Source organism: Nonomuraea sp. NPDC005692 (genome assembly GCF_040631115.1).
Classification (GTDB): Bacteria; Actinomycetota; Actinomycetes; order Streptosporangiales; family Streptosporangiaceae; genus Nonomuraea.
In genome coordinates this window covers 780,225-803,674 of the sequence record NZ_JBEXYU010000001.1, presented here as the reverse complement: position 1 = coordinate 803,674, position 23,450 = coordinate 780,225, and the positions used below count along the sequence as shown (strand labels likewise).

Genomic DNA, 23,450 nt, shown 5'->3' with positions numbered 1-23,450 from the left:
CTCGCGCGGGCGGGTTAGCGTGGGGGGCGTGCAGGACCTGACGCGGTTCCAGAACCCCCGCTTCGCCCAGGCGTACGAGCGGATGAGCGCCGAGTCGGAGCGGCGGGGCGCGGCCGAACACCGGCGGCGCCTGCTGGCCGGGCTGGCCGGGCGGGTGCTGGAGGTCGGCGCGGGCAACGGGCTGAACTTCGCGCACTACCCGGCGGCGGTGCGCGAGGTGGTCGCCGTCGAGCCGGAGGACCGGCTGCGGAGGCTGGCCGGCCGGGCCGCGGCCGGCGCGCCGGTGCCCGTCAGCGTGGTCGCCGGGCACGCCGCGGACCTGCGCTTCGCGGACGCCTCCTTCGACGCCGTGGTGCTCTCGCTGGTGTTGTGCTCGGTGCCGGACCAGCGGGCGACGCTCGGCGAGGTGTTCCGGGTGCTCAGGCCCGGTGGCGAGGTGCGGTTCTACGAGCACGTGCGCTCCTCGCGGGCCGCCGGCGCGCTGGTGCAGGACCTCGTGACGCCGCTGTGGCGGCGGATGGCCGGCGGGTGCCGCCTCAACCGCGACACCGAGCGCGCCATGGCCGACAGCGGGCTGGTGGTCGAGGAGCGCGAACGGTTCTCGTTCCGGCCGCTGCCGTTGTCGCCGAGGTTGCCGCACATTCTCGGACGCGCCCGGAAACCGGCTTGACCGGTTGGCCGGATGGTTCGGCACGGTTGCTGTGGCGACAAGTCTGGAAAAATGGGTTTTTGTTCTGATGCGGGTTATTGCGCTGTGGTGTCGCCGGGGATACGCGGAGTGATACGGCGCTGATCCACCAACGCCAGATAAACCGCGAACGCCCCCTGCGCCCACATCCCGGCCTGCTGCGCGGTCAGCCGGACCTCCTCGCCCTCATGCGTGACGACCAGATAACCGCCCGGCGCGCGGCGCCAGGCGACCAATACGTTCTCGTAAACCAGAACGTCGAGCATCGCGGTCAGATATTCGCCACCGGTGGCGGACACGGCGTAAGCCTCCTCGCTCCTCGCCGAATTCTCGCCCTGATTTCCTCGTGCTGACTCCATTGTGCGCGCCGCACCGGGAATTGTCGCACCCGGCCGGCCGGCTGCTCCGCCGATTCGCGGGCGGAACCTGGCGGGGCCGGGCGGTGTAGGGAGGTCGGAGGTGCGTGATGAAGAGAAACGTGGCCGTACCGGCGGGCAGGCCGGTCGCCCTGACGGCTGTCGTGCTGGTCGTCCTGGTGGTGTCCGGGTGGTGGGCGGGGGCGGCGTCCGCCTCCGCGCGCGGGGGATGGGCGGTGACCTACCTCGATCCGCCGCCGGCGTTCGCGGGCGGGAGGACGTACACGGTGGGGTTCTGGGTGCTGCAGCACGGCACGCATCCCTACGCGGGCGAGCTCGACCCCGTCGGCCTGCGCCTCACCAGGGCCGACGGCAGGACCGTCACCTTCGCCGGCACCCCGCTGCCGGAGGCGGGACACTACGCCACGTCGGTGGTCGTGCCGGACGGGGTGTGGCGGGTGGAGGGCCTCCAGGGCTGGTTCGAGCCGTACGCCGTGGGGACGCTCACGGTTCCCGGACGGCTGCTGGCCGACCCGGTGCCGTCGGACAAGGTGGCCACGTTCGGCGGGGACGGGAAGGATCCTTGGGGCGCCGTCCGGCCGCCGGGGTTCCCGCCGGGCAAGAGCATGCCGGTGCCGAGCGGGGTGCCGAGCGGGGTGCCGAGCGGGGTGCCGAGCGGGGTGCCGACGGTGGCACAGGCCGGAGGTGGGGCCGGGGCCGGGGCGGGTGCGGCTGCGCGGGTGCCGTCCGGGGAGGCGGCGGGTGGCGGGGTTCCGGCGTACCTGCTGGTGCCGGCGGCGGTGGCCGGCGCGCTGGTGGTGCTCGTGGCGTCCCGCCTGCCTCGCCTTCGCGGCACGCCGGGACGACCGGGTGCCGCGCGCCGGAAGGCCGCCGACGACCCTCCCGACGAGGACGGCTCCGCGGAGACCCTCTTCATCGGCGGCTAGTGCCGCCGGAGGGCGACGTCAGGCCGAGGGCCGGCGGAACTGTTCGATCATCGCCGCGTAGCCGTCGCCGGCGCGGCCGCCGGCCGCCGCGCGCCGGGCCAGTTCCAGGAAGAGGTCCGGCAGCTCGGTGTTGACGCCGAGCGCCCGGCTCTCCTGTGCCAGGTGCTCCATCCCGCCCAGGTGGACGGCGAGGGTGGCGTCGGCGGCCGGGTAGCGGCCCTCGTCGATCTGCCGGGCGTAGTCGGTGACGTAGCCGGTCGTCACGCCGATGGCGGTGGTGGCCAGGGACGCGAAGGTCGTCGCCTTGACGTTCGCGGCGCCCAGCAGCGCGGCGCCCTGGAGGAAGCCGTTCAGCACGCCCCACATGATGCTCAGGACGGACATGTCGTACAGGGCGGACAGGGCGTGGTCCTCGCCGAGGTGGACGGTCCCGTCTCCGGCGAGCGCCCGCAAGGTGGGCAGGTGCTCCTCGAAGGCGGCCTCCGGGCCGGAGTACAGCACCGTGGCGTCGGCGGTGCCGATCGCCTGGGGGAGGGCGAGGATCGCCCCGTCGAGGTAGGCGCTCCCGATCGTGGCCGCCCACCTCGCGGTGTCGCGGGCCTGGGTGGAGGTCGCCGTGGTCAGGTTGACGAGGGTGCGGCCGGCCAGCGAGGAGGCGACCGGGTCCAGCAACCCGTGGACGGCGTCGTGGTCCGAGACGCAGACGACGACGAGCGGGCTCGCCTCGACCGCGCCTGTGACGGAGCCGGCAAGGACGGCTCCCTTGGCGACGAGATCACCGGCCTTGGCCGCCGAGCGGTTCCAGACGGTGGTCGGGTGACCGTTCGCCAGGAAGGCCGTGGCCAGCGCCTGGCCCATCAGCCCGAGGCCGATGACGGTGACCGGCGCCGGGGAGGCGGACGAGAGGGACATGTGTGCTCCTGTGTGGTTCGCGCGGCTTGCGCCGCGATGGGGTGGCGGGTCTGCGGTCCGGCAGGGGGCGGTTCAGCTGAAGAACCCGACGATGCTGCGGATGCGGCCCCCGTCGAACTCCACGACGTCGTAGCCGGTGGCGGCCGTGCCGAGCCGCCAGCGGAACAACGCGCGGTCGTGGTGCACGCCGACCACGGTGTCGAGGGTGAACCGGAGGTCGCCGAGCCCGCTCCGGACGCGGCCGATCACCTCGGACAGTTCGGCGTGCCCGCGCAGGCCCGCGTTCTCGGGGTCGACGTAGAGCGAGTCCTCGGTGAGGACGGACTTCATCAGGGCCGACCGGGCGGCGGCGTCCGGCTCGTTCCAGACGTCGAGGTAGGCGCGGATCACATCGTTGATGCTCACCTGTCTGACTCCCATCGGAAAGTGTACGGCGTTCGATTCCTACACGCCGTTCAGTAAACAGCATGCCGTGTAAGCTGTCGACCGTGAGCGACCCCAGGACGAGCCGCCGGGACCGGCTACGCGCCCAGACCAGCGCCGAGATCAAGACGATCGCCCTGCAGCTCATGGCCGACGGCGGTCCCGACGCCATCTCGCTGCGCGCGATCGCCCGCGAGATGGGCATGACGGCCGGTGCGATCTACAGCTACTTCCCCACCCGCGACGACCTGGTCACGACGCTCATCGGCGACGTCTACACCTCGGCCGTCGACGCGGCCGAGGCCGCCCGCGACGCGGTGCCGGAGAACGATCCGGGCGGGCGGATCCTGGCCTGGGCGCGGGCCATGCGCGAGTGGGCGCTGGCCAACCCCGAGGGCTTCCGGCTGATCTACGGCGACCCCGTGCCGGGTTACCGTCCGCCCGGCGAAGGTCCGGGCAAGGAGGCGGAGGCGCGGGCCTGCGCCGGCATCGTCGGCCTGGTCGCCGCGGCCTGGCCGGCGGCCCGGGAGTGCGTGTCCAGGGGCGGCTCCTACACCTGGGCCGACTTCGACCCCGCCATGGCGGCCCACGTCCAGGAGGACTTCCCCGACCTGCCGCCGGCGGGCATCGCGGTGACGCTGCGGGTGTGGGGCCGCATGCACGGCCTCATCGCCCTGGAGATCTACGGCCACCTGCGCACCCTCGTCCACGACCCGGCCGCCGTCTACGACGACGAGATGCGCGACCTCGTCACCTCTCTCGGCCTCGCGCACTGACCCTCGGGTCGCCGGCCCGGCTCGCGTTCGTGCTGGTAAGGGGGGATGTCGGTCGCGGGGAAGGCGGATTCCGGTTGCTACCGTGAGGGCAAGTGATCTGATCTTCGGGCTCTGCGGCAGGTGAGAGCGGTGGGCGCTGTGCTGGGGCTCGTGGCGCTGCTCGCCGCCGGGGTCGCCGCGGTGTACCTGGCCTCCCTGGCCCTGTCGCCCGGCGGGGTCGTGCGGGCGGGGCCGTTCCTGTCCGGGGCCCGGCCACGGGAGCACGCGGTGTCCCGCTTCCACGTGCGGTGGTACGCCGTGACGCTGGTCTTCCTCGCCTTCGACATGGAGATGGTCTTCATGTACCCGTGGGCCCTCGTGGTGGCCGAGGTGGGGCTGCCGGCGGTGGTGGAGATGTTCGCGTTCCTGGGGCTGCTGCTGGTCGGCGTCCTGTACGCGTGGCGGGAAGGGGCGTTCCGGTGGGCCTGAGGGGGTGGCTCCTGCGGCAGGCGGCGCTGCGGCCCCGGGTGCTCGTCGTCGCCGCCCCGTACGGGACGGGCGCGCGGCTGCTGGTGGAGGCGGAGGTGGACCGTCGTGGCTGGCCGGTGGCGGCGTCGGCGGCCGAGGCGAGCCTGATGGTGGTGTGCGGGCGACCCGGGGCGGAGCTGGCGGCGGCGGCAGGGGAGGTGTGGCGGACGGTTCCGGTGCCGAGGGCGCTGGTGGAACTGCCGCCGGACGTCGCGGCCGACGAGGTCGTGGCCGCGTTGGACGACGCCGTCCGCGTGCTGGGGGACGAACCCGGCCAGTGGCGGCAGGCCGGCGTCCTGGCCGCGGGGAGGTCCGGGAACGGCCCGGACGACACTGCCATGGCCGAGCGGGGCGCCGACCGGGACGGGCTGAAGCTGGATCGGCTGCACGTGCCACTGGGACCCGTGCTCGCGGACTGGCCCGCGGGGCTGGTGGTGGAGACCGTCCTGCAAGGGGACGTCATCCAGGAGGCGCAGGTCAGAGCCCTGCCGGCCGGCGGCACGGGAGACGCGTTCTGGGCCCCGGCGCCGGACATGGGCCGGCAGGAGGCGCGGCGGCGTACGGCGGCGGCCCGGCTGGACGGCCTCGGCAGGCTGCTCGCCGTGGCCGGATGGCCCGCCGCCGCGGCGGACGCCCGGCGCCTGCGGGACCGCCTGCTCGCGGGCGCCGTCGACGAGCGGGCAAGGCGGCACTGCGTCCGGTTCACGCGGCGGGTGCGCCGGTCGTGGGTGTTGCGGTGGATGTTGCGCGGCGCCGGTGAGCTCGGCCCCGACGCCCCGCCGCCGCTGCGGGGGGACGCCCTGGATCGTGTGCGCCGGTGGCTCGACGACGTGGAGGCCCTGACCGAAGAGCGTTCCGGGCCTGGGGGCGGCGGGGACGTCCCGGTGGATGGGGTGCTGGCGTTGTTGCCCGGCCTGCTGGCCGGGGCCGAGCTCGCCGTGGCGCGGCTGATCGTGGCCGGTCTCGATCCGGACCTCGACCGGCTGCCGTCGGCAGCCGGGGGCGGGTGAGCCGGTGGCTGCGGGGACGGCCGCGGGGACGGCCCTGGGGATGGCGGTGCTGACGTGGGGGGCGGCGGCCTTCGACGCGGCGCTCGGCGCGGGCCGCGGCTCCTGGCGGGCGGCGGCGGTGGCGCCGTTCAGGGAGTGCGCGCGGCTGGTGGTGCAGCAGCGGCGGCGGACCGACCGGGCCGACGTCCTGCTCACCCGGGCCGGGGTCGTGGTGTTGCCGGCGGCGGCGCTGCTGGCCGCCGTGGTCCTGCCGGTCGGGGGCGCGCCGGTGCTGGACCTCGGGGCGGGGGTGGTGTGGTTCAACGCCATGGAGGTGTGCGTCTGGGGGGCTCTGTGGCTGGTCGGATGGGGGGTCAACGCCGTGTGGCCGCTGGTCGGCGGCTACCGGTTCCTGGCCCAGGGGCTGGCCTACGAGCTGCCGCACATGTTCGTGCTGATCACCGTGGGCGTGGGGGCGGGGTCGTTGCGGTTCGCGGACCTCGTGGCGGCGCAGCGCGGGTTGTGGTTCGTGGTGTGGATGCCGGTCGCGTTCGTGGTCTATCTCGTCTCGGCGGTGGCGATGGCGTTCTGGGGGCCGATGGGGCAGCCGGTCGGGCGGGACGTGTGCGGCGGCGTGCCGGGCGAGCTGGGCGGCCCCGACCGGCTGGTCTTCCTGGCCGGACGCCATGCGCTGCTGGTCGTGGCGGCGGCCGGGGCGGTGCCGCTGTTCCTCGGGGGCGCGGCGGGGCCCGTGCTGCCCGGCTGGGTGTGGGGGCCGGTCAAGACGGCGGCGGTGCTGGCCGTGCTGGTGCTGGCCGGGTATCGGGTGCCGGTCGTGCGGATGGACCGGTTCGTGTGGTTCGCGTGGGTGGTGCTGATCCCGGTCACGCTCGTGCAACTGCTGGTCGTCGCGATGGTGGTGCTGCCGTGAACGTGGCGTTCTGGGCGCTGGCGGTCGTCGCGGTGGCGGGTGGGGTGGCGGTGTTCGTGGTGGACTCGATGGCGCGGGCGACGTTCGCGCTGCTGGTCTCGCTGCTGGCCGTGGGCGGGACGCTGCTGCTGATCGACCTGGAGTACCTCGGGGTGCTGGTCGTCCTCATGATGGTCATGGAGATGCTGGTCATGGCCGTCTTCATGATCATGTACATGATGAACCCGGCCGGGCTCATGCCGATGAAGATGGTGCACAACCAGAGGGGCGCGGCGGCCATCGCCGGAACGGTGTTCGTCCTGCTGGCCGCCGGGGCGCTGCTCGTCCGCCCGCCGAGCCGGCGCGGACGGCCGCCGGCGGACCCCACGCACGCGCTCGGCCTGTCCCTGATGGGGCCGAAGATGCTGGTCATGATGATCGTCGGAGTGGCGATCCTGGCGACGATGATCTCGGCCGTGCTGCTGGCCACCCACCGGGGACGGTACGACCGGTGACGCTCCAAGGCTTCCTGCTGCTGGCCGCCGCCCTGTTCGCCGTCGGCCTGTACGGCGTGCTGTCCCAGCAGTCGATCGTCATGCTCATGATGGGCCTCGAACTCATGATCAACGGCGTGATCGCGGCCGGCGGCGCCTTCTGGTACCACGTCGCCCCGGCCGCCGCGGACGGCCAGGTCCTCGTCCTGGTCGCGGTCACCGTGATGGCGCTGGAGATGGCGATGGGCTTCGCCGTCACCACGGCCGTCTTCCGCGCCCGCGACGTGGACGTGACCGACGCCGCCGGAGACCTCAGAGGATGAGCCCGTCCCTGTGGCTGCTGCCCGCGCTGCCCGCCGCCGCCGGCGCGCTGCTGATCCCGATGCGCCGCGCCGCCCCCGCCCTGTCCGTCGCCACGGCCGCGGTCACCCTCGGGCTGGCCGGGCACGCGGCGGTGACCAGGCCCTCGGCGACCGCCCGGCTGATCCTCGGCGAAGGGCTGGCCGTGGACGGGCTCTCGGCCGTCATGGTGGTCACCGTGGCGGCGGTCGGGCTGGCCGTGCTGGTGTTCGCGGCGGCGGAGCAGCGGTCGGGGCGCTTCCACGGGCTGATGCTGATCTTCCTGGGCGCGATGCTGGCCACGGTGACCGCGACGGACCTCGTCCTGCTGCTGATGGGCTGGGAGGTCATGGGCGCGATGTCGTACGCGCTGATCGGCTACCGGTGGCGCGACCGGGAGCGCGTACGGTCCGGAGCCGTCGCCTTCGTCACCACCCGGGCCGGCGACCTGGGCCTGTACGTCGCCTGCGGCGCGGCCCTGGCCGCGGGCGGCGGCCTGGGGCTCGCCGGGCTGCCGGGCCTGCCGCCGCCGTGGCGGGACGTGGTGGCGGGCGGGGTCGTGCTGGCCGCGCTGGGCAAGTCGGCGCAGGGACCGTTCGCGTTCTGGCTGTCGCGGGCGATGGCGGGCCCGAGCCCGGTGTCGGCGTTCCTGCACGCGGCGACCATGGTGGTCGCGGGGGCGTACCTGCTGCTGCGGCTGCACGCCCTGCTCGCGGCCACCGGCTGGGCGGCGGCGGTGGCGACCTGGACGGGCGCGGTGACCGCGCTGCTGCTCGGCCTGGTCGCGCTGGCGCAGCGGGACCTCAAACAGCTCCTGGCCGCCTCGACCTGCGCGCAGGTCGGGTTCATGGTGCTGGCGGCGGGGGCGTCGGCGGTCTCCGGCGGGACGGCCCACCTGGTCGCGCACGCCGCGGTCAAGAGCCTGCTGTTCCTCGCGGCGGGGGCCTGGCTGGCGGCGCTCGGCACCAAGGACCTGGCCGGGCTGCACGGCGCGGCCCGGCGGTTCCCGCTGGTGGGCTTGGTGTTCGGGGTGGGGGCGGCGGCCCTGGCCGGGGTGCCGCCGCTGTCGTTGTGGGTGACGAAGGACGCCGTCCTGAGCGGGGTCGCGCAACCGGGACCGCGCGTGGTGGCCTTCGCCGCGGGGTTGCTGGCCGCCCTGTACGCGGGGAAGGCGCTGGCCGAGGTCTGGCGGCCCGCCGACGCGGCGACCGGCTCGGGGGGCGAGCGGCGGGCCGCGGGCCGGGTGGCGGGGCCGGAGCTGCTGCCGCTGCCGGTGCTCGCCCTGGTGGCGGCCGGGTTCGGGATCGTCGGGCTGCCCGCGCTGCACGGCTGGTGGTCCCGGCTGGTGGGCGACCCGGGCGCGCCCGGCCTCACGGCGGGCGAGCTGGCCCTGTCCGGCGTCCCGGCGCTCGCCCTGGTGACCGCCGCGATCGCGGTCCGGCCCGGGACGGCCGCGCTTCCGTACGCGGGCGGGGTGTTCCGGGGCTGGCTCGGGCTGGAGCGGGCGGCGCGGGCCGTGGTGTGGCGGCCGCTGCTGGGGGCGGCGCGGTGGGCGGCCTGGTTCGACGAGCGGGTCGTGCAGGGCGCGGTCGAGGCCGTCGCGCGGGCGGGGCTGCGGGCCGCGCGGCTGGCCGGGAACCCGTTCGAGGCGGGGCTCGACGGGCTCGTACGGCGGGCCGGCGGCGCGGTACGACGCCTCGGCGGGCTGGCCAGACGCCCTCAGACCGGACAGGTCCACACCTACTTCGCCCAGGCCGCCGTCGCCCTCGTCGTGCTGGCCGTCGTATTCGCGATCGTGAGGTGAGGCGTGCTCGACGTCGTCGTGTTCCTGCCGCTGGCCGCCGCCGCCCTGTTCGTCCTGCCGGGCGTCACGGCGGGCGCGGCCGGCCTGATCTGGGTGGCCGCGTCCGCCGCCGACCTCGCCCTGGTCGTCGCCCTGTGGACCGGGTACGGCGGCGGCCTGGCGTACGAGACCAGGCTGCGCTGGATCCCGACGGCGGGGGCCGGCTACCACGTCGGCGTGGACGGTCTGTCGCTCCCGCTGATCGCCATGACCGCGGTGCTGTTCCTGCTCTGCGCCGTCCACTCGCTGGGCGAGCCCACCAGGCCCAAGGCGCACGCGGCGCTGTTCCTGTTCCTGCAGACCGTCTCCACCGGGCTGTTCGCGGCGCTCGACCTGCTGCTGTTCTTCGTCTTCTTCGACCTGTCCATCGTCGGCATGTACTTCGTGATCGTCGGCTGGGGGCACGGCGACCGGGCCAGGTCCGCGCTGACGTTCTTCCTCTACACCTTCCTGGGCTCGCTGGCGCTGCTGCTCGGCTTCATCGGCCTCTACCTGGCCGCCGACCCGCACACGTTCGACCTCGCCGACCTCACCCGGCGCCCGCCGGACGCGGGCGCGGCCGTGCTGCTCGCGATCGGGATCGGCCTGGGGGTCAAGACGCCGGTCGTGCCCGTGCACACCTGGCTGCCGCCCGCGCACACCGACGCCCCGGCCGCCGGGTCGGCCATCCTCGCCGGGGTGCTGCTCAAGATGGGCACGTACGGGCTGGCCCGCATCGCCGTGCCGCTGCTGCCCGGCCCGTGGCGCTCCTACGCCTGGCTGGTCATCGTGATCGGCCTGGTCAGCGTCCTGTACGGCGCCCTGGTGGCGCTCGCCCAGGAGAACCTCAAACGGCTCGTCGCCTACACCTCGGTCAACCACATGGGTTACGTCGTGCTCGCCCTGGGCGCCGCCGGGCTGGCCGGCGGTCCGGCGCGGGCCAAGGAGCTGGCGGTCAGCGGCGCGGTCACCCAGATGGTCAGCCACGGCCTGGTCACCGGTGCGCTGTTCCTGATCACCGGCGTGCTGTGGGACCGCGCGGGCGGCTACGCCCTCGGCCGGTACGGCGGCATCGCGGGACGGGCGCCCGTGCTGGCCTGGCTCACGGCGGTGGCGGCGTTCGCCTCGCTCGGGCTGCCCGGACTGTCCGGGTTCATCGCCGAGTTCCAGATCTTCACCGGGGTGATCGGCTCGGGGGCCGTGCTCGCGGGCGCGCTCTCCGTGACCGGCATCCTGATCACCGCGGCGCTGTTCCTGCGGGCGCTGCAACGCGCGTTCCTCGGCGAGCCGGGCGAGCTGACGCCGCGGGTCACCGACGTGCGGCCGCGCGAGCTGGGCGCGATCGCGCCGCTGCTCGTCCTGTCCCTGCTCATCGGCCTGGCGCCGGGCCCGCTGCTCGACCTGATCGAGCCCGCCGCCCGCGCCGTCGTCGCCCTGGCGGGCCGATGAGCGCACCCCACGGCGGCGCGGCGGTGACCGCGATGCTGCCCGAGATCCTGATGTTGCTGGGCGCGGTGACGGCGCTGCTCGCGGGGCTGTTCGTGGCCCGCGGCCGGCAGCGCGTCGCCGCCTGGGTGTGCATGGCGGCGCTCGCCGGGGCCGCCATGGCGAGCGCCGGAGCCCTGCCGCGCCCCGCCGTCCTGGCCTTCGACGCCTACGCCGTCGATCTGCCGACCGCAGCCGCCCGGCTGACCGTCTGCCTGGCCACCCTGCTCGCCGTGTGGCTGGCGACCGGCCGGGTCAGGGGGGACGGCAGGGAGAGCGAGCTGTACACCCTGATGGTGCTGGCGGCGCTGGGGTCCGTCCTCATGGCGGGGGCGGACGACCTGCTCGTGCTGGTGGCGGCGTACCTGCTGGCGAGCGTCCCGGCGTACGCGCTGGCGGGCTTCGCCAAGGACGCGTCCGGCACGGAGGCGGCGCTCAAGTACTACCTGATGGGCGCCTTCCTCGGCGTGCTCATGCTGGCCGGGGCCACCGTCGTGTACGGCTGGTCCGGCGCCACTGCCTACCCCGCCGCGCGGGCCCCGGCCGTGGGCGCGGTGCTGCTGCTGGCCGGGCCGCTGTTCAAGGCCGGGGCGGCGCCCGCGCACTTCTGGGTGCCCGACGTCACCGAGGGCACGTCGGCGCCGGTGGCCGCGTTCGTGACCACGGTGCCCAAGATCGGGGCGCTGGTGGCGCTGTACCGGCTGGCGACGACGGCGCTGGACGAGCCCGCGCTGCTCGCGGTGCTGGCCGCCGGCACGATGACGCTGGGCAACCTGGCCGCCTTCCAGCAGGAGAACGTACGGCGGTTGCTGGCGTACTCGACGGTCAGCCAGGCCGGTTACCTGCTGGTCCCGGTCGCGGTGGCCGGACGCACCGCCCTGGCCGCGCCCGCCCTGCTGTTCTACCTGGCCGCCTACGCGGTCACGAACCTGGGCGCGTTCGCCGTCGTGGTCGCCACCGGGGCCGAGCGGCTGGCCGACTACGCGGGGCTCGGCCGGCGGTCGCCCTGGACGGCGTTCGCGCTGGTGGTGTGCCTGCTCGGCCTGGTCGGGACACCGCCGACCGCCGTCTTCGCCGGGAAGCTGCTGATGTTCGCGGCCGCCTGGGACGGCGGGTACGCCTGGCTCGCGGTGGTCGCCGCCGCCAACACCGTCGCGAGCCTGTTCTACTACCTGCGCTGGATCCGCCCGGTCTTCGCCGCGGAGGGCCCGGTGCACCCCACCGGATCGAGCCGGGTCGCGCAGGTGTGCGCCGCCGCCTCGATCCTGCTCGGCCCGGCCGCCGGGCTCGCAGTGCTGATCGCCCGCTGACCCGGCGCGCGGGTCACAGGTCGCGTTCCTGGGCGTCGAGGATGGCGACCGAGACCTCGACCGCCCTGGCCGCGTCGCCCGCCTCGATCGCCGCCAGCAGGTCGTCGTGCGACGGGTCGGGCGCCAGCGCGGCCTGCTCCTTGTCCCTGACGCTGTCGCGCAGCGCGTCGCGCATGCTGCGGTAGAGGTCGGCCAGCAGCGGGTTGTGCGCGGCGTCGGCCACCAGCAGGTGGAAGTCGGCGTCGGCGTCGGCGAACCCGTCGAGGTCGCCCGCGCTCGCGGCCGCCCCGCGGCGGGCCAGCGCCTCGCGCATCGCGGCCACGTCGTCGCCGGTGCGCTTGACCGCCGCCAGCCGGGCGGCGACCAGGTCGAGCCCGCGGCGCACGTCGATGATGTCCATCGCGGCCGCCCGGTCGAGCCGCCGGCGCAGCGCCACCTGCGACTCGTCGGTGGCGGTCACGTACGTGCCGTCGCCCTGCCTGGTCTGCAGCAGCCCGGCGTGGGCCAGCACCCGCACCGCCTCGCGCACCGACAACCGGCTCATGCCGAGGCTCTCGGCGAGCCGGCTCTCGGACGGGATCTTCGTCCCGACCGGCCACACCCCACTGGTGATCTCCCTGCGGAGCTCCTCGATGGCGGAGTCAACGAGGGAGGTCCGCGCGACGTTTCGCATGCGATCTCTTCCGTCCCGGTGAGCCTCCAGCCTAGAGGAGCGCGGCGGCCAGGCGCTCGATCGTCTCGCGGCCCTCCAGCGGTCCCACCCAGGCGGGCGGCAGCGCGTCCGCGCCGCGCAGCGCGCCCACCAGGTTGCCGCAGACCGAGCCGGTCGAGTCGCTGTCGCCCGAGTGGTTGACCGACAGCAGCAGCGCCCGCTCGGGCGAGGGCTCGGCCAGGGCGCAGTAGACGCCGATGGCCAGCGCCTCCTCGGCCACCCACGCGCCGCCCAGCGTCTCGACCCGCTCGGGGGAGTGCGGGCCGGACGATGCCAGGTCGAGCGCCGCGCGCAGGGCGCCGGACGTCTCCTCGTGCCCGGGATGAGCGGCGAGCAGATCGAGGGCGTGGCGGACGGCGGCCTCCAGCGGCTCGCCGGCCATCACGCGGGCGACGATCGCGGCGAACGCGCCCGCGGCCAGGTAGCCGGTCGGATGGCCGTGGGTGATCTGCGCGCAGACCGCCGCCAGCTCGAACGCGGCGCCCGCGTCGTACGGCGCGACGAGGCCGAACGGCGCCGACCGCATGACGGTGCCGCAGCCCTTGGAACCGGGGTTCACCGGGCCGGGCGCGCCCGACGGCGACGGGCCGGGGAAGGGTTGCCGCAGCCCGGACAGGCAGGCGTTGCCCGGCGCCCGCCGGGAGTACAGCCAGCCCTCCTCGCGCAGCGTGCCGGTCCGGTGCGGACGGTCGGCGGGCGGCGGAGCCTGGTGCTCCTGGGTGTCGAGCCAGCGCAGGTACGCCTGCCGCACCTCGCCGACCGTGCGGTCGCGGGTCAGCGCCTCGACGGTGAAGAGGGTCATCTGGGTGTCGTCGGTGACGAGCCCGCTCCTGCCCCGCCAGGTGGTGACGTAGTCGGTGATGCCGTCCTGGCCGTGCTGCCGGCGGATCTCCCGCAACGACTCGAACTCGATGGGCGCCCCCAGGGCGTCGCCGATCGCGCCGCCGAGCAGGCAGCCCCGGATCCGATCCTGTACCTCCATGGGTGGGATCTTGTCAGCTTTCTGGGCGGGTGAGAGATTGCGGGGGAAATTACGACACTTGTCACGGAGGTCACGCGTGCCACAATTACGCCCGGCCCTCTTCGCGGTCGCCCTCACCTTGGCGATCGCGACCCCGGCACAAGCCGCTGCCGGACCCGCGATCACCTTCCAGAACGGCCGGACGCAGCCGGTCTTCTCCTACGCCGACGCCGTCCGCGAGCACGTGTACGTCGAGTCCACCGTGGACAGCGACCTCGACGGCGCGCTCGACAGGGTCAGGGTGGACATCATCCGCCCCAAGGAGTCCGGTCCGGGCCTGAAGGTGCCCGTGATCATCGACGAGAGTCCGTACTACGACAACTCCGGGCGCGGGAACGAGGGGGAGCGCAAGGCGTACGACGCCTCCGGAAATGTCACGAAATTCCCCCTGTTCTACGACAACTACTTCGTCCCCCGTGGCTACGCCGTGCTCAACGTGGACATGCTCGGCACCACCAGGTCCGACGGCTGCCCCGACATGGGCGGCAAGGCCGACGTGCTGGGCGGCAAGGCGGTCATCGACTGGCTGAACGGCCGCGCCAAGGCGGTCAGGGCCGACGGCACCCCCGCCGTGGCCGACTGGACCACCGGCAACGCCGCCATGATCGGCAAGTCCTACGACGGCACGCTGGCCAACGCCGTGGCCGCCACCGGCGTCGAGGGCCTGAAGACGATCGTCCCCATCTCGGCCATCAGCTCCTGGTACAAGTACCAGCGCTCGAACGGCGTGGTCTACAACTACGACTACGCCTCCTGGCTGACCAACTACGTCGACACCGACCCCGAGGCCAAGTGCCAGGCCGTCCGCGACCGCATGGACGCCGAGGACGGCGACGACACCGGCGACTACAACGCCTTCTGGAACGAACGCGACTACCTCAAGGGCCTGCTCGGCGACGCCTCGAAGGTCAAGGCCAGCGTCTTCGTCGTGCACACGGTCAACGACCTCAACGTCCGGCCGGACAACTTCTCCGCCTGGTGGCAGGCCCTGGCCCAGCGGAACGTGCCGCGCAAGATCTGGGTCGGCCAGTACCAGCACGTGGACCCGTTCGACTTCGAGGGCCGCAGGGACCTGTGGGTGGACACCCTGCACCGCTGGTTCGACTACTGGCTGCACGGCGTCCGCAACGGGATCACGAACGAGCCCCGCGCCGACGTGCAGCTCGGCCCGGCGCAGTGGACCACCCAGCGTGACTGGCCGGCCCCGTACGCGCTCAAGGCCGTGCTGCGGCCCGCCGCCGACGGCTCGCTCGGCCTGCTCAAGGCCCGCGGCGACAGCACCGCCACCTTCACCGACCTCGCGCTGAGCGAGACCGAGATGGTGGCCGACGTCGGCACGGCCAAGCCGGGCCGCGCCGCCTTCACCACCGGCGCGCTCCCGCTCGACCTGCGCCTGTCCGGCACCCCCACCGCCGACCTGCGGGTCAAGCTCGACAAGCCCACCGCCAACCTGACCGCCCTGCTCGTCGACTTCGGCGAGGACACCCGCGTCGACTGGCGGCGCGGCCAGGGCGTCACCACGCTCACCGAGGAGGACTGCCACGGCGAGAGCACCGCGGCCGACGACGCCTGCTACAAGAAGGTCACCACGAACGTGGCCACCCGGCCGCTGGAGATCGTCGCCCGCGGCTGGATCGACGTCCAGAACCGCGACTCGCTCAGCCAGGCCCAGCCGCTGCCCGTCGGCACGTACGGGACGGTCAGGTGGCTGACGCTGCCGCAGGACTACACCTTCAGGAAGGGGCACCGGATCGGCCTGGTGCTGGCCGGGACCGACACCACCTACACCAGTGAGGAGGGCACCGGCGCGACCGTCACCGTCGATCTGACCAGGAGCAGCGTGGCCGTGCCGCTCGTGCTCGGGACGCCGCTGGCCGACGTGCCCAAGGACAGCGCGACGTTCAGGGGGCCGCGACAGCTCGACCTGCCCGAGCCCGAGCCCGGGTTCCGGTTCTTCTAGCCGCGCGTGGGGCCCCGGCCGGTCCGGGGCCTCATCGGCAGTTGCTCCAGTGGACGCCGCGTGCGGCGTCGAGCCGCCGCTCGCCCTTGTCCCTGGCCACCGTCCAGCCCACCTTCAGGGTGAGCGTGCCGCCGGCGGTCGCCGTGCCGCCGGTGCGCAGGCCGTCGCCGGTGGCGCGGCCCGTCCAGACGATGGTGATCCGGCCGCGCCGCACGTCGGGCTCTCCCGGGCAGCCGGGCCGCGAACGCGGGTCCAGGACGCGGAACGTCGTGCCGTCGACGACGATGCCGCGCGTGCCGGTGGCCGAGACGACCCGGCACGTCCCGGTGCACGCCAGCGAGAACGCCCCGGCCCGCCCGGACCCCAGCCACGATGACCGGGGCGACACCCGGGCCGTGGGCGCCGCCGGTCTCGGCAGGTCGGCCTTCCGGCCCAGGGACGACAGGCCGGACCCGGCGGCCGGGCCGATCGCGGCCGTCCAGCGAGTGGGCGTCTCGGCCGGGACGCCCTGCTGCGCCGCGGCCCTGGTGACCACCGCGGGATGCGCGCGGGCGTTGAGCACGGCCCACACCAGGCCCACCACCAGCAGCCCGACGCCCAGCAGCAGGCCCAGCCTGGCCACCGTGCGGATCGGGGCCTCGAGCTCCTGCTCGGCCTCCCGATCGGGCTCCTCCGGCTGCTCCCGCCAGAACTCCTGCCACGGCGCCTCGCCGTCGAACCGGTCGAGGCCGCCCGGCTCGCCGTTCCAGCCGATGCCGCCGTACCGGATGATCATCGCGCCGGGCGGGGCGGCGGCGCCGTCGCCACCGGCCTCACCGCCGCCGATCGGCGCGCTCAACGGGCTGTTCACCGGGCCGCCGACCGGGCCGCCGACCGGGCCGCCGACCGGGCCGTTGACCGGGCCGTTGACCACGGTGCCGCTGAGGCCGCCTTCGGCGCGGCTGCCGTAGACGAGCTTGTCGCCCGTCGAGCCGCCGCGGAAGGGCCGGACGCGGCTCGTCGGCGTGAACGGGTGCCGCCCGCGTGCCGCCCGCCCCGGGGGCTCCTGGTCGGCGGCGGCCGCGCCCGCCGCCGACCAGGGGTTTCCCGGTGTCGCCGTCGTGGGGTCGGCGACCGGGGGCATCGGCGTTGCCTCCACGCCCGGCGGGGCCGCGAGGGGCTCCACCAGGGTGCGTGCCAGCACGGGGAAGCCGTCCGCCCGCCAGAGGGGTCCCTCTCCGGGCAGCGGCTGCGCCGAGGCGAGCCGGTTGGGCAGTGTGCCGGGCAGCTCCGCGATCGGCAGCCGGCGCAGCAGCGTGGCGGCCGACATGGTGCGGGGCGCGGCCCGGCAGGCGGCGCAGCCCTGGATGTGACGGCTGATCCGGGCGCGGGCCCGGCGGCCCGGCGAGGTGACCCAGGCCGCCACCCGCGTGGTCAGATCAGGACATCCAGTACGGCCGCGCGCGGCGATGATCGCGGCGAACCAGCCCTCCAGCCCGTCGGCCGCCCGCGTCACCACGCCGCTGACCTCGTCCCGGTTCAGGCCGAAGACGGTGGCCAGCTCGGCGTCGGACAGGCCGTGGCGCAGGGACAGGTCGAGCAGCTCGCGCAGCGGGCGGTCGAGGGAGAGCAGCGCCTCGGGCAGCAGCTCCGACATCCGCCCCGGACGCGACCAGGAGCCGATGCTGGCCGGCTTGGCCACGATCGCGCGGTGGGCGCGGGCCAGGGCGTAGAGCCAGGGCGTGTGCAGGGCGGGGTCGGGCAGCCGGTCCGCGTAGAGGTGGGCGGACACCAGCGCGCCGGCGACCGCCTGCTCGGCGTCGCCCGCGGCCAGCTCGGTGCGGCAGTAGTCGTAGAGGCGGGAGCCGTGCGTGTCGCACAGCTCGCGGATGGCCTGGCGCGCTTCGTCCGAGAGCGTTCGCCACATGCGGTGTCGCACCTCCTCAGCGGTGTCTCAGACGGGCCGGGCCCCACCGGCGGAGCCGGGAACGGTGTCGAGCAGCGAGGCCTGCGCGAGATAGGCCCGCGTGGCCTCCGGGTCGCCGGCGATGGCGCGCAGCCCGGCCATCGCCGCGGCCAGCCGGGCGCTGTCGCGCTCGCGCACGCCGGCCGGCCGCGTCTCGCCGCGCGGGATCACCCGCTGCAGCAGCACGGCCCGCCGCCGCCACGCCCACGCCTCCAGCGCGGTGGGCGGCGCGAAACCGCCGAGCACGGCCGCGATCACCTGGCCGACCTCGACGGCGTCGTGGATGCCGGCGTTCATGTTGAGGCCGCCGACCGTGGAGGTCAGGTGGGCGGCGTCGCCGACGAACAGCACCCGCCCGCAGCGGTAGGAGGTCAGCACGCCCCTGGACAGCCCGAACCGGTCGGCCCCGGTCACGTGGATGGGCCCGCTCGCCCCCGGCAGGGCGCGGCGGACCAGCATCGAGACGTTGGGCGAGGACAGCGGCTCGGTGGCGTCGCAGGGGATCCTGAAGATGATCCGCCAGTGGTCGGGCAGCGCGAGCAGCGTGCACGACTGCTGCACGTCGCGGACGTAGGTGAGCGGCGCCAGGCTCGGCAGCAGCCGGTCGAGCGGCGAGTCGGTGAACACCCGCAGCGCCTGCGTCGGGTAGGCCGACCGGGGAAAGGGCAGCCCCAGCGAACCGCGCACCGTGCTGTGGCCGCCGTCGGCGGCGATCATGTACCGGGCCCGCGTCCAGGTGTGGCCGACGCGGACCCGGATGCCGGTGCCGCCCTCGGAGACCCCGTCGACGCGGGTGCCGAAGCGCACGTCGACGTCGGGATAGGCGTTCAGGGCCGCGAGCAGCAGCGGGGTGAGCGCGGCCTGGTCGGCGTGGATCCTGAACGGGTGCTTGGTCAGGCCGTTGAGCCGGTTCATGCCCATCTCGGCCAGCACGATCCCCGACCGGTCGCGCCACTGCACCCGGTCGACCACGCGGCCCTTGGCGACGAGTTGCGAGGCCACGCCCAGCTCGTCGAGCAGGTCGAGCGTGGCCGGATGGAAGGTGCAGGCCCGCGCCTGCACGGCGAGCTCGTTCTCCCGCTCCAGCACGGTGACCGGGACCCCGGCCCTGGCCAGCGAGAGCGCCGCGGTCAGCCCCGCCGGGCCGGCCCCGACGACGATGACGCCGTTCATGCGGGGCGCCTCCCCTGCTCCGCCATGTGGCGGCGGTAGGGCACGCGGCTGAGCGTGACGTGCTCGCCGATGGCCCGCGACAGGGCCCACCAGGCGGCGCAGAGGTTGGACGTGAGCAGCGTGCGGTCGTTGCCGGCGCTGAGCGGCCCGAGCACGGGCAGCGTGGCCATGCCGGTGCCGGTGAACAGCAGCACCGCGTCGCCGGGCACCTCGGCCCGCTCGACCTGCGTGATCAGCTCGGCCGGGGTGACCGCGTAGGAGGAGTAGCCGCCCTTGGCGGCCCGCACCTGCACGACCTGCGTGACGTTGAGCCCCGCCGTCTTCCAGAAGCGCTCGGCCAGCTCGGTCAGCCACGGCTGGTACGGCGAGACCAGCACGATGTCGCTCACGCCGACGTGTTCCACCGCCTCCCTGGTGGCCTGCGTGGAGGAGGCGAACGGCACGCCGGTCGAGGCCGACAGCCGCGCGCACTGGTCGGCGTCGTCGTCGGGGCCCAGCAGGTAGCGGGACTCGCTGCAGGCCATGACCAGGGCGTCGAGCGGCAGGCCGTCGAACGCGCAGACCATGCCGGGCAGGGCCTCGTTGTAGCTCTCCAGCCGTTCGGCGAGCGACACGCCCCGGTGCACGGGGAAACGCGTGACGTGCATGTCGGCGCGCGAGCCGAGCAGGCGGGTCAGCTCGGGCTCCGCCGAGGGATTGGCGGGGGCGACGATCACGCCCACCCTGCCGCGGCTCATCTCACACCTTCCGGGTCGGGGACCGTCCGCATGACGGTCAGGCCAGCGCCTGGTCGATCTCGCCGATCGCCTGCACGGACACCTGCCGGATCCGGCGCAGCCGGTGGACGGTGCGCGCCGGGGCCTCGGCCCGCGACGGCTCGTCCCGGCCCTCGCCCCTCGGCTCCGCGGGCAGGGGCCGCGCGCCCCGGGCGTGCACCTCGTGCGGCTGCCGCCTGGACACCTCGTCGGTGAGCATGATCACTCCTGTCGGTCGCGGATCTGGGTGACGCGGGCCGGGCGCAGCCCGCTGACGTCATGGCCACCGGCACGGGGGCCCGCGCGGGCGCCGGCCCCCTGAGGGGGCGGTCGATCAGAGCCGTGGCGCCCGTCACGCCGATCGTCCCGCCCGGCGTGGCCGCCGTGCCGGTGGCGCCGGCCGGGGAGCCGGGCGGGCCCGCCTCCCCGGTCGGGGAGGCCGCCGCCCGATCACGGGCGCACGGCCACGAGGAAAGCCGGCCCCAGGCACTACCCCTTGGTTTGGCCGGCACGCCAGCCGCTACCGCGCCGGCCGACAGCACCGTGCCGACTTTGTCGGGCACGTGACGCACGGTGCCGGAGGGATGGGGTAGCGCCGGAGCCGGCCGTATGAGGGCCGCCGGCACCGCCGCGCGCGGCGCGGGCGGTGCGGGCGGGCCGGTGGGCGGCGAGGCCCGGCGGGGGAGGGGGAGCGGCGTCATCGCGCCGTCTCCGGGTCGAGCGCGGCCGGCGTGCAGGCCATGTTGGGCACGCTGACGCAGACCATGCGCTCGGTCAGCCCCGCGCGCGGCCCGGAGGCACGCGAGCGGACGGGCGGCGCCGTGCCGGCCACCGTGCGCGCGACCCTGGCGGCCAGCGCGAGGTGTTCGGCGCAGCGCCGGCTCACCTTCGACTCCAGCCCGGCCACCTGGGCCAGCCTGAGCCTGATCGGTTCCAGTGACGACCTGCGTTCGAGCCCGTCGAGGTCGGCCAGCCGGGTGGGCCAGCGCAGCGCGTCGCGGCAGCGCTCGACCACCGCGGCGGGCAGCTCGGCGGCGGGCACCCCTTCGTGCCGCAGCCGGGTGGCGATCATGACGGCCGCGAACGACGTGCGGTCGAAGTGGGCCAGCCGGCCGGACAGGGCCGCGCCCAGCATCCTGGCGCGGTGGCCCAGGCAGGCCGCGCTCCAGCCGAGCAGCAGCAGCCGGTCGGGTCCTGGCTCGGTGTGCCAGCCGGCCAGCCGCAGCTCGCGGGCCATGCGGTGGTGCAGGCGCCAGCGGTGACGCGGGCTGTCCAGCCAGATCTCGACCCCGCCCAGAGGCAGCTCGGCGACCTGGACGTCGCGGCTCGTCAGCGGGCCGGCGACCCGCGCGCAGATGCGCCGGACCACCTGCTGCTGCCCCCGGGAGACCGGATCCTCCAGGAAGCGCGAGCCGTCGAGGGAGTCCATGGTCACGTCCGGCCACCTCCTTGCCGGAGACTCTCGCGAATCGTCCGGGCTGTTAAGCCACAGTTACCACGCGCTCCGATACTGTGCTGGAAAGAGGGGCTATGTCAACTCACACTTTGCGAATAAGTTGATACCTACCCGCCGGGCAGAGCTGGCCCGCGTGGCAGGGGACAGTGGGGGTCTCGTACCTTAGGCTGGAAAAAGTTCACGGGCGGTAGGAGGTGCGCCGTGGCGAACTTCGCCGAACGGCTCGATCTCGCGCTGACCAAGCGCGGCTTCACGGGCGCCCAGGTCGCCTCCGCCCTCACCGAGGCGGGCATACCCATCACGCGCGCCTACGTCAGCCAGCTGCGCACCGGCAAGCAGACCAACCCCACGCTCCAGGTGCTCCGGGCGCTGGCCGCCTGCCTCCAGGTGAGCGTGGGCTGGCTGGTGGGCGACGAGCACTACGAGTCCGGCGCGGTGGAAGACCTGCAACTGCGGGCGGCCGCGATCGGCCTGTCCGCCTCCGGGTTGTCGGAGGGGTCGCTGGCCGTCCTGCGCGGCGTGGTCGAGCTGGCACGCCGGGCCGAGGGGCTGCCGGGCGAGCCGGAGCCGGTCGCCGAGATCCCCGACGCCGCCACGCCGCTCAACGACTCCCAGCGCCGCGCGCTCGGCAAACGACTGCACGGCCTGCGCATGGGCGTGCGGCTCTCGGTCGAGCAGGTCGAGGGCGCGCTCGGCAAGGGCGCCGCCGCGATCCCGGCGATCGAGGAGGGCCGCCTCGCGCCCACGCCGATCACGGTCGAGCGCCTGCTCGGCCTCTACGGCGTCACCGCCCCGCCCGTCCGCGAGTACGTGCTCTCGCTGGCCAGGGGCGAGCGCGAGGCCGCCTGGTACGACGCCCAGTCGGTGCCCGTCTGGCTGGCCACGGCGTACGCGCTGGAGCAGCGGGCGACGGTGATCCGCACGTACCACCCCCAGTTCGTCCCGCCGATGTTGCAGACCGAGGACTACGCGCGGGCCGCGATCACCGTGGCCGGGCCGGCCACGCTCGGCCAGTCGTCGGTGGAGGAGGCCCTGGCGCTGGTCATGGCCCGCCAGGAGGCGCTGGCCGCGGCCGGTGACACGGTGTTGTGGGCGGTGATCGACGAGGCCGTGCTGCTGCGCTCGATCGTCGGCCCGCACGCCCAGCTCCGCCAGCTCGACCTGCTGCTCGACCACGCCAAGCGGCCCAACGTCTCGCTGCACGTCGTGCCGATCGACGACCCCGCGTACGTGCCCCGCACCGGCCCGTTCACGCTGTGGCGCTTCGCCGAGGCGTTCGAGCCCGACGTCGCCTGCGCCCACGGCGTCGAGGCCGACGAGCTGATCACCGACGTCGCCGCGGTCGAGACCTACCACCAGGCGTTCACGAAGTTGTCGGTGACGACCACCACCCGCGAGGAGACGTACGAGGTGCTGGAGCTCCACCGCGAACGCCTCTCGCGCTCGACAGGAAAATGATCTCCGGCCGGCGGCCATTCAGGTAAGGCATATTTCCGCAGAATTAATGCTTTTCCTGTTGTCTTCCGGCGCGTAGCGAGGATCATATGGTCTGGGTCATCGAGTGGGGTCCGAAAGGACCGGCTTTTCCCGAGATAGTGGGCGAGGGGAAAGGGGCAACACTCAATGCGTCAGCGTGCCATCCGAAACTTGGCGAAGCTGGAGATGGCCCGAGCCATGACAACCCGGGTGCTCGACGCGGCCGCGGGCGGGAAGAACAACTTCTCGGCCGACCGCGATCTGGTACGCCGATATGACCAGGCCGCGTCCGTGACGACCACCGCCGCGCGGGCCGTGCTGCAGTTCCTGGTGCGCGTGGTCCGTCATCTGGCGGCCGAAGGCGTGGACCAGTTCGTCATCGTGGGCAGTGGCGTGCCCAGCGGCCTGCCCGCGGGCGGGCGGTTGCACGACGTGGCCTCGGGCGGCCCCGGCGGTGTGCCCGCCCGGGTGGTCTACGTGGAGAACGACCCGATGGTGCTGGCCGGCGCGCGGGCCACCATCGAGCCGGGCACCGATCTGGTCCGCGTGGTCGAGGGCGACGTGCGCGAGGTCGACGCGATCCTCGACGACCGGGTGGTGCGCGCCTTCCTCGACTGGGACCGGCCCGTGGCCGTGCTGCTGGTGTCCACCCACAGCCTGGCCGACGACGAGTACGTGCACCATGTGATCGAGCGGGTCCGGCGGGCGGCGTCCGACGGCAGCTACCTGTCGCTGCTGCAGACCACTTTCGACGGCGTGCCGGGCGAGCTGCTGCCGGCGGTCCGGGACCTGCTGGCGATGACGCTGCCCGGCCACGCGATCCGCGGCAGGCAGGAGGTGGCGGCGCTGCTCGACGGTCTGGTGCTGGTCGATCCCGGGCTGGTGTGGGTCCCGGAGTGGCGGCCCGACGGCCACGGCGCCGCCTGCTCCGGCCGGCCGAGCTCGTCGGGCACGTACGGCGCCGTGGCGCGCGTCCCCTGAACGCCCGGCGCCC

Annotated in this window: 24 protein-coding genes; 14 read left to right on the top strand and 10 right to left on the bottom strand. The window is 74.5% G+C overall.

Going from position 1 to position 23,450, the window contains the following annotated elements:
• The first annotated feature begins 28 nt into the window (after window positions 1-28).
• Window positions 29-670, top strand: a complete 642-nt coding sequence (locus tag ABZ459_RS03780; protein WP_357965415.1) for a class I SAM-dependent methyltransferase — start codon at window positions 29-31, stop codon at window positions 668-670.
• Between the two features lie 74 nt (window positions 671-744).
• On the opposite strand, the gene ABZ459_RS03775 is transcribed toward ABZ459_RS03780, so the two are convergent.
• A complete protein-coding gene (locus ABZ459_RS03775) occupies window positions 745-987 on the bottom strand; it encodes a hypothetical protein (protein WP_357965414.1) in 243 nt (80 codons plus the stop codon).
• Window positions 988-1,154: 167 nt separating this feature from the next.
• Between ABZ459_RS03775 and ABZ459_RS03770 the strand changes: the two genes are divergently transcribed.
• On the top strand, window positions 1,155-1,991 hold the full coding sequence (locus ABZ459_RS03770; protein ID WP_357965412.1) for a hypothetical protein: 837 nt from the start codon (window positions 1,155-1,157) through the stop codon (window positions 1,989-1,991).
• An 18-nt stretch (window positions 1,992-2,009) separates the two neighbouring features.
• Here ABZ459_RS03770 and ABZ459_RS03765 read toward each other — a convergent pair whose 3' ends face one another.
• A complete protein-coding gene (locus ABZ459_RS03765; RefSeq protein ID WP_357965410.1) occupies window positions 2,010-2,903 on the bottom strand; it encodes an NAD(P)-binding domain-containing protein in 894 nt (297 codons plus the stop codon).
• Between the two features lie 72 nt (window positions 2,904-2,975).
• The gene (locus ABZ459_RS03760; RefSeq protein ID WP_357965407.1) at window positions 2,976-3,308 is read right to left on the bottom strand and encodes a nuclear transport factor 2 family protein; all 333 of its coding nucleotides are present in this window, start codon (window positions 3,306-3,308) and stop codon (window positions 2,976-2,978) included.
• Window positions 3,309-3,391: 83 nt separating this feature from the next.
• On the opposite strand from ABZ459_RS03760, the gene ABZ459_RS03755 reads away from it, so the two are divergent.
• The 9 genes from ABZ459_RS03755 to ABZ459_RS03715 all read left to right on the top strand — a co-directional run bounded on the left by ABZ459_RS03755 (window position 3,392) and on the right by ABZ459_RS03715 (window position 11,958).
• A complete protein-coding gene (locus ABZ459_RS03755) occupies window positions 3,392-4,102 on the top strand; it encodes a TetR/AcrR family transcriptional regulator (protein ID WP_357965404.1) in 711 nt (236 codons plus the stop codon).
• A gap of 129 nt (window positions 4,103-4,231) precedes the next feature.
• Complete coding sequence (locus ABZ459_RS03750) at window positions 4,232-4,570, top strand: NADH-quinone oxidoreductase subunit A (protein ID WP_357965401.1); 339 nt, start codon at window positions 4,232-4,234, stop codon at window positions 4,568-4,570.
• On the top strand, window positions 4,561-5,619 hold the full coding sequence (locus ABZ459_RS03745; protein WP_357965398.1) for a hypothetical protein: 1,059 nt from the start codon (window positions 4,561-4,563) through the stop codon (window positions 5,617-5,619). The genes ABZ459_RS03750 and ABZ459_RS03745 overlap by 10 nt, the downstream gene beginning before the upstream one ends.
• Window positions 5,620-5,623: 4 nt before the next feature.
• Window positions 5,624-6,529, top strand: coding sequence for an NADH-quinone oxidoreductase subunit H (locus ABZ459_RS03740; RefSeq protein ID WP_357965395.1), 906 nt, complete (start codon window positions 5,624-5,626; stop codon window positions 6,527-6,529).
• Window positions 6,526-7,023 (top strand): NADH-quinone oxidoreductase subunit J, encoded by a 498-nt coding sequence (locus ABZ459_RS03735; protein WP_357965393.1) that lies wholly within the window; start codon window positions 6,526-6,528, stop codon window positions 7,021-7,023. The genes ABZ459_RS03740 and ABZ459_RS03735 overlap by 4 nt, the downstream gene beginning before the upstream one ends.
• Window positions 7,020-7,325 (top strand): NADH-quinone oxidoreductase subunit NuoK, encoded by a 306-nt coding sequence (gene nuoK / locus ABZ459_RS03730; RefSeq protein ID WP_357965390.1) that lies wholly within the window; start codon window positions 7,020-7,022, stop codon window positions 7,323-7,325. Before ABZ459_RS03735 ends, nuoK begins: the two co-directional genes overlap by 4 nt.
• On the top strand, window positions 7,322-9,145 hold the full coding sequence (locus tag ABZ459_RS03725) for a proton-conducting transporter membrane subunit (protein WP_357965387.1): 1,824 nt from the start codon (window positions 7,322-7,324) through the stop codon (window positions 9,143-9,145). The genes nuoK and ABZ459_RS03725 overlap by 4 nt, the downstream gene beginning before the upstream one ends.
• 3 nt (window positions 9,146-9,148) lie before the next feature.
• Window positions 9,149-10,612, top strand: a complete 1,464-nt coding sequence (locus ABZ459_RS03720) for an NADH-quinone oxidoreductase subunit M (RefSeq protein WP_357965385.1) — start codon at window positions 9,149-9,151, stop codon at window positions 10,610-10,612.
• Complete coding sequence (locus tag ABZ459_RS03715; RefSeq protein ID WP_357965383.1) at window positions 10,609-11,958, top strand: NADH-quinone oxidoreductase subunit N; 1,350 nt, start codon at window positions 10,609-10,611, stop codon at window positions 11,956-11,958. Before ABZ459_RS03720 ends, ABZ459_RS03715 begins: the two co-directional genes overlap by 4 nt.
• Window positions 11,959-11,971: 13 nt before the next feature.
• Here ABZ459_RS03715 and ABZ459_RS03710 read toward each other — a convergent pair whose 3' ends face one another.
• Both ABZ459_RS03710 and ABZ459_RS03705 read right to left on the bottom strand, forming a co-directional pair.
• Window positions 11,972-12,631, bottom strand: coding sequence for a FadR/GntR family transcriptional regulator (locus tag ABZ459_RS03710; RefSeq protein WP_357965380.1), 660 nt, complete (start codon window positions 12,629-12,631; stop codon window positions 11,972-11,974).
• A gap of 31 nt (window positions 12,632-12,662) precedes the next feature.
• A complete protein-coding gene (locus ABZ459_RS03705; protein WP_357965377.1) occupies window positions 12,663-13,652 on the bottom strand; it encodes an ADP-ribosylglycohydrolase family protein in 990 nt (329 codons plus the stop codon).
• A 76-nt stretch (window positions 13,653-13,728) separates the two neighbouring features.
• Between ABZ459_RS03705 and ABZ459_RS03700 the strand changes: the two genes are divergently transcribed.
• Complete coding sequence (locus ABZ459_RS03700) at window positions 13,729-15,651, top strand: Xaa-Pro dipeptidyl-peptidase (RefSeq protein ID WP_357965374.1); 1,923 nt, start codon at window positions 13,729-13,731, stop codon at window positions 15,649-15,651.
• 31 nt (window positions 15,652-15,682) lie between these two features.
• Here ABZ459_RS03700 and ABZ459_RS03695 read toward each other — a convergent pair whose 3' ends face one another.
• From ABZ459_RS03695 to ABZ459_RS03675, 5 genes are all read right to left on the bottom strand, one after another.
• On the bottom strand, window positions 15,683-17,557 hold the full coding sequence (locus ABZ459_RS03695; RefSeq protein ID WP_357965372.1) for a hypothetical protein: 1,875 nt from the start codon (window positions 17,555-17,557) through the stop codon (window positions 15,683-15,685).
• 27 nt (window positions 17,558-17,584) lie between these two features.
• Window positions 17,585-18,769 (bottom strand): FAD-dependent oxidoreductase, encoded by a 1,185-nt coding sequence (locus ABZ459_RS03690; RefSeq protein WP_357965369.1) that lies wholly within the window; start codon window positions 18,767-18,769, stop codon window positions 17,585-17,587.
• Window positions 18,766-19,506: a hypothetical protein gene (locus ABZ459_RS03685; protein ID WP_357965368.1), complete on the bottom strand. Its 741-nt coding sequence runs from the start codon at window positions 19,504-19,506 to the stop codon at window positions 18,766-18,768. The genes ABZ459_RS03690 and ABZ459_RS03685 overlap by 4 nt, the downstream gene beginning before the upstream one ends.
• Window positions 19,507-19,543: 37 nt before the next feature.
• A complete protein-coding gene (locus ABZ459_RS03680) occupies window positions 19,544-19,744 on the bottom strand; it encodes a hypothetical protein (RefSeq protein ID WP_357965365.1) in 201 nt (66 codons plus the stop codon).
• Window positions 19,745-20,221: 477 nt separating this feature from the next.
• Complete coding sequence (locus ABZ459_RS03675) at window positions 20,222-20,959, bottom strand: hypothetical protein (RefSeq protein ID WP_357965362.1); 738 nt, start codon at window positions 20,957-20,959, stop codon at window positions 20,222-20,224.
• A 222-nt stretch (window positions 20,960-21,181) separates the two neighbouring features.
• On the opposite strand from ABZ459_RS03675, the gene ABZ459_RS03670 reads away from it, so the two are divergent.
• Together ABZ459_RS03670 and ABZ459_RS03665 are read left to right on the top strand one after the other, a co-directional pair.
• Window positions 21,182-22,438 (top strand): Scr1 family TA system antitoxin-like transcriptional regulator, encoded by a 1,257-nt coding sequence (locus tag ABZ459_RS03670; RefSeq protein ID WP_357965360.1) that lies wholly within the window; start codon window positions 21,182-21,184, stop codon window positions 22,436-22,438.
• A 165-nt stretch (window positions 22,439-22,603) separates the two neighbouring features.
• Window positions 22,604-23,437: an SAM-dependent methyltransferase gene (locus ABZ459_RS03665; protein WP_357965357.1), complete on the top strand. Its 834-nt coding sequence runs from the start codon at window positions 22,604-22,606 to the stop codon at window positions 23,435-23,437.
• Window positions 23,438-23,450: the final 13 nt, after the last annotated feature.

What these genes read in the sequence shown, in the direction of transcription:
- ABZ459_RS03770 (WP_357965412.1), top strand. Translation starts at nt 1,155, where the DNA reads ATGAAGAGAAACGTGGCCGTACCGGCGGGCAGGCCGGTCGCCCTGACG.
- ABZ459_RS03765 (WP_357965410.1), bottom strand. Translation starts at nt 2,903, where the DNA reads ATGTCCCTCTCGTCCGCCTCCCCGGCGCCGGTCACCGTCATCGGCCTC.
- ABZ459_RS03725 (WP_357965387.1), top strand. Translation starts at nt 7,322, where the DNA reads ATGAGCCCGTCCCTGTGGCTGCTGCCCGCGCTGCCCGCCGCCGCCGGC.
- ABZ459_RS03715 (WP_357965383.1), top strand. Translation starts at nt 10,609, where the DNA reads ATGAGCGCACCCCACGGCGGCGCGGCGGTGACCGCGATGCTGCCCGAG.
- ABZ459_RS03710 (WP_357965380.1), bottom strand. Translation starts at nt 12,631, where the DNA reads ATGCGAAACGTCGCGCGGACCTCCCTCGTTGACTCCGCCATCGAGGAG.
- ABZ459_RS03705 (WP_357965377.1), bottom strand. Translation starts at nt 13,652, where the DNA reads ATGGAGGTACAGGATCGGATCCGGGGCTGCCTGCTCGGCGGCGCGATC.
- ABZ459_RS03695 (WP_357965372.1), bottom strand. Translation starts at nt 17,557, where the DNA reads ATGTGGCGAACGCTCTCGGACGAAGCGCGCCAGGCCATCCGCGAGCTG.
- ABZ459_RS03690 (WP_357965369.1), bottom strand. Translation starts at nt 18,769, where the DNA reads ATGAACGGCGTCATCGTCGTCGGGGCCGGCCCGGCGGGGCTGACCGCG.
- ABZ459_RS03685 (WP_357965368.1), bottom strand. Translation starts at nt 19,506, where the DNA reads ATGAGCCGCGGCAGGGTGGGCGTGATCGTCGCCCCCGCCAATCCCTCG.
- ABZ459_RS03680 (WP_357965365.1), bottom strand. Translation starts at nt 19,744, where the DNA reads ATGCTCACCGACGAGGTGTCCAGGCGGCAGCCGCACGAGGTGCACGCC.
- ABZ459_RS03665 (WP_357965357.1), top strand. Translation starts at nt 22,604, where the DNA reads ATGCGTCAGCGTGCCATCCGAAACTTGGCGAAGCTGGAGATGGCCCGA.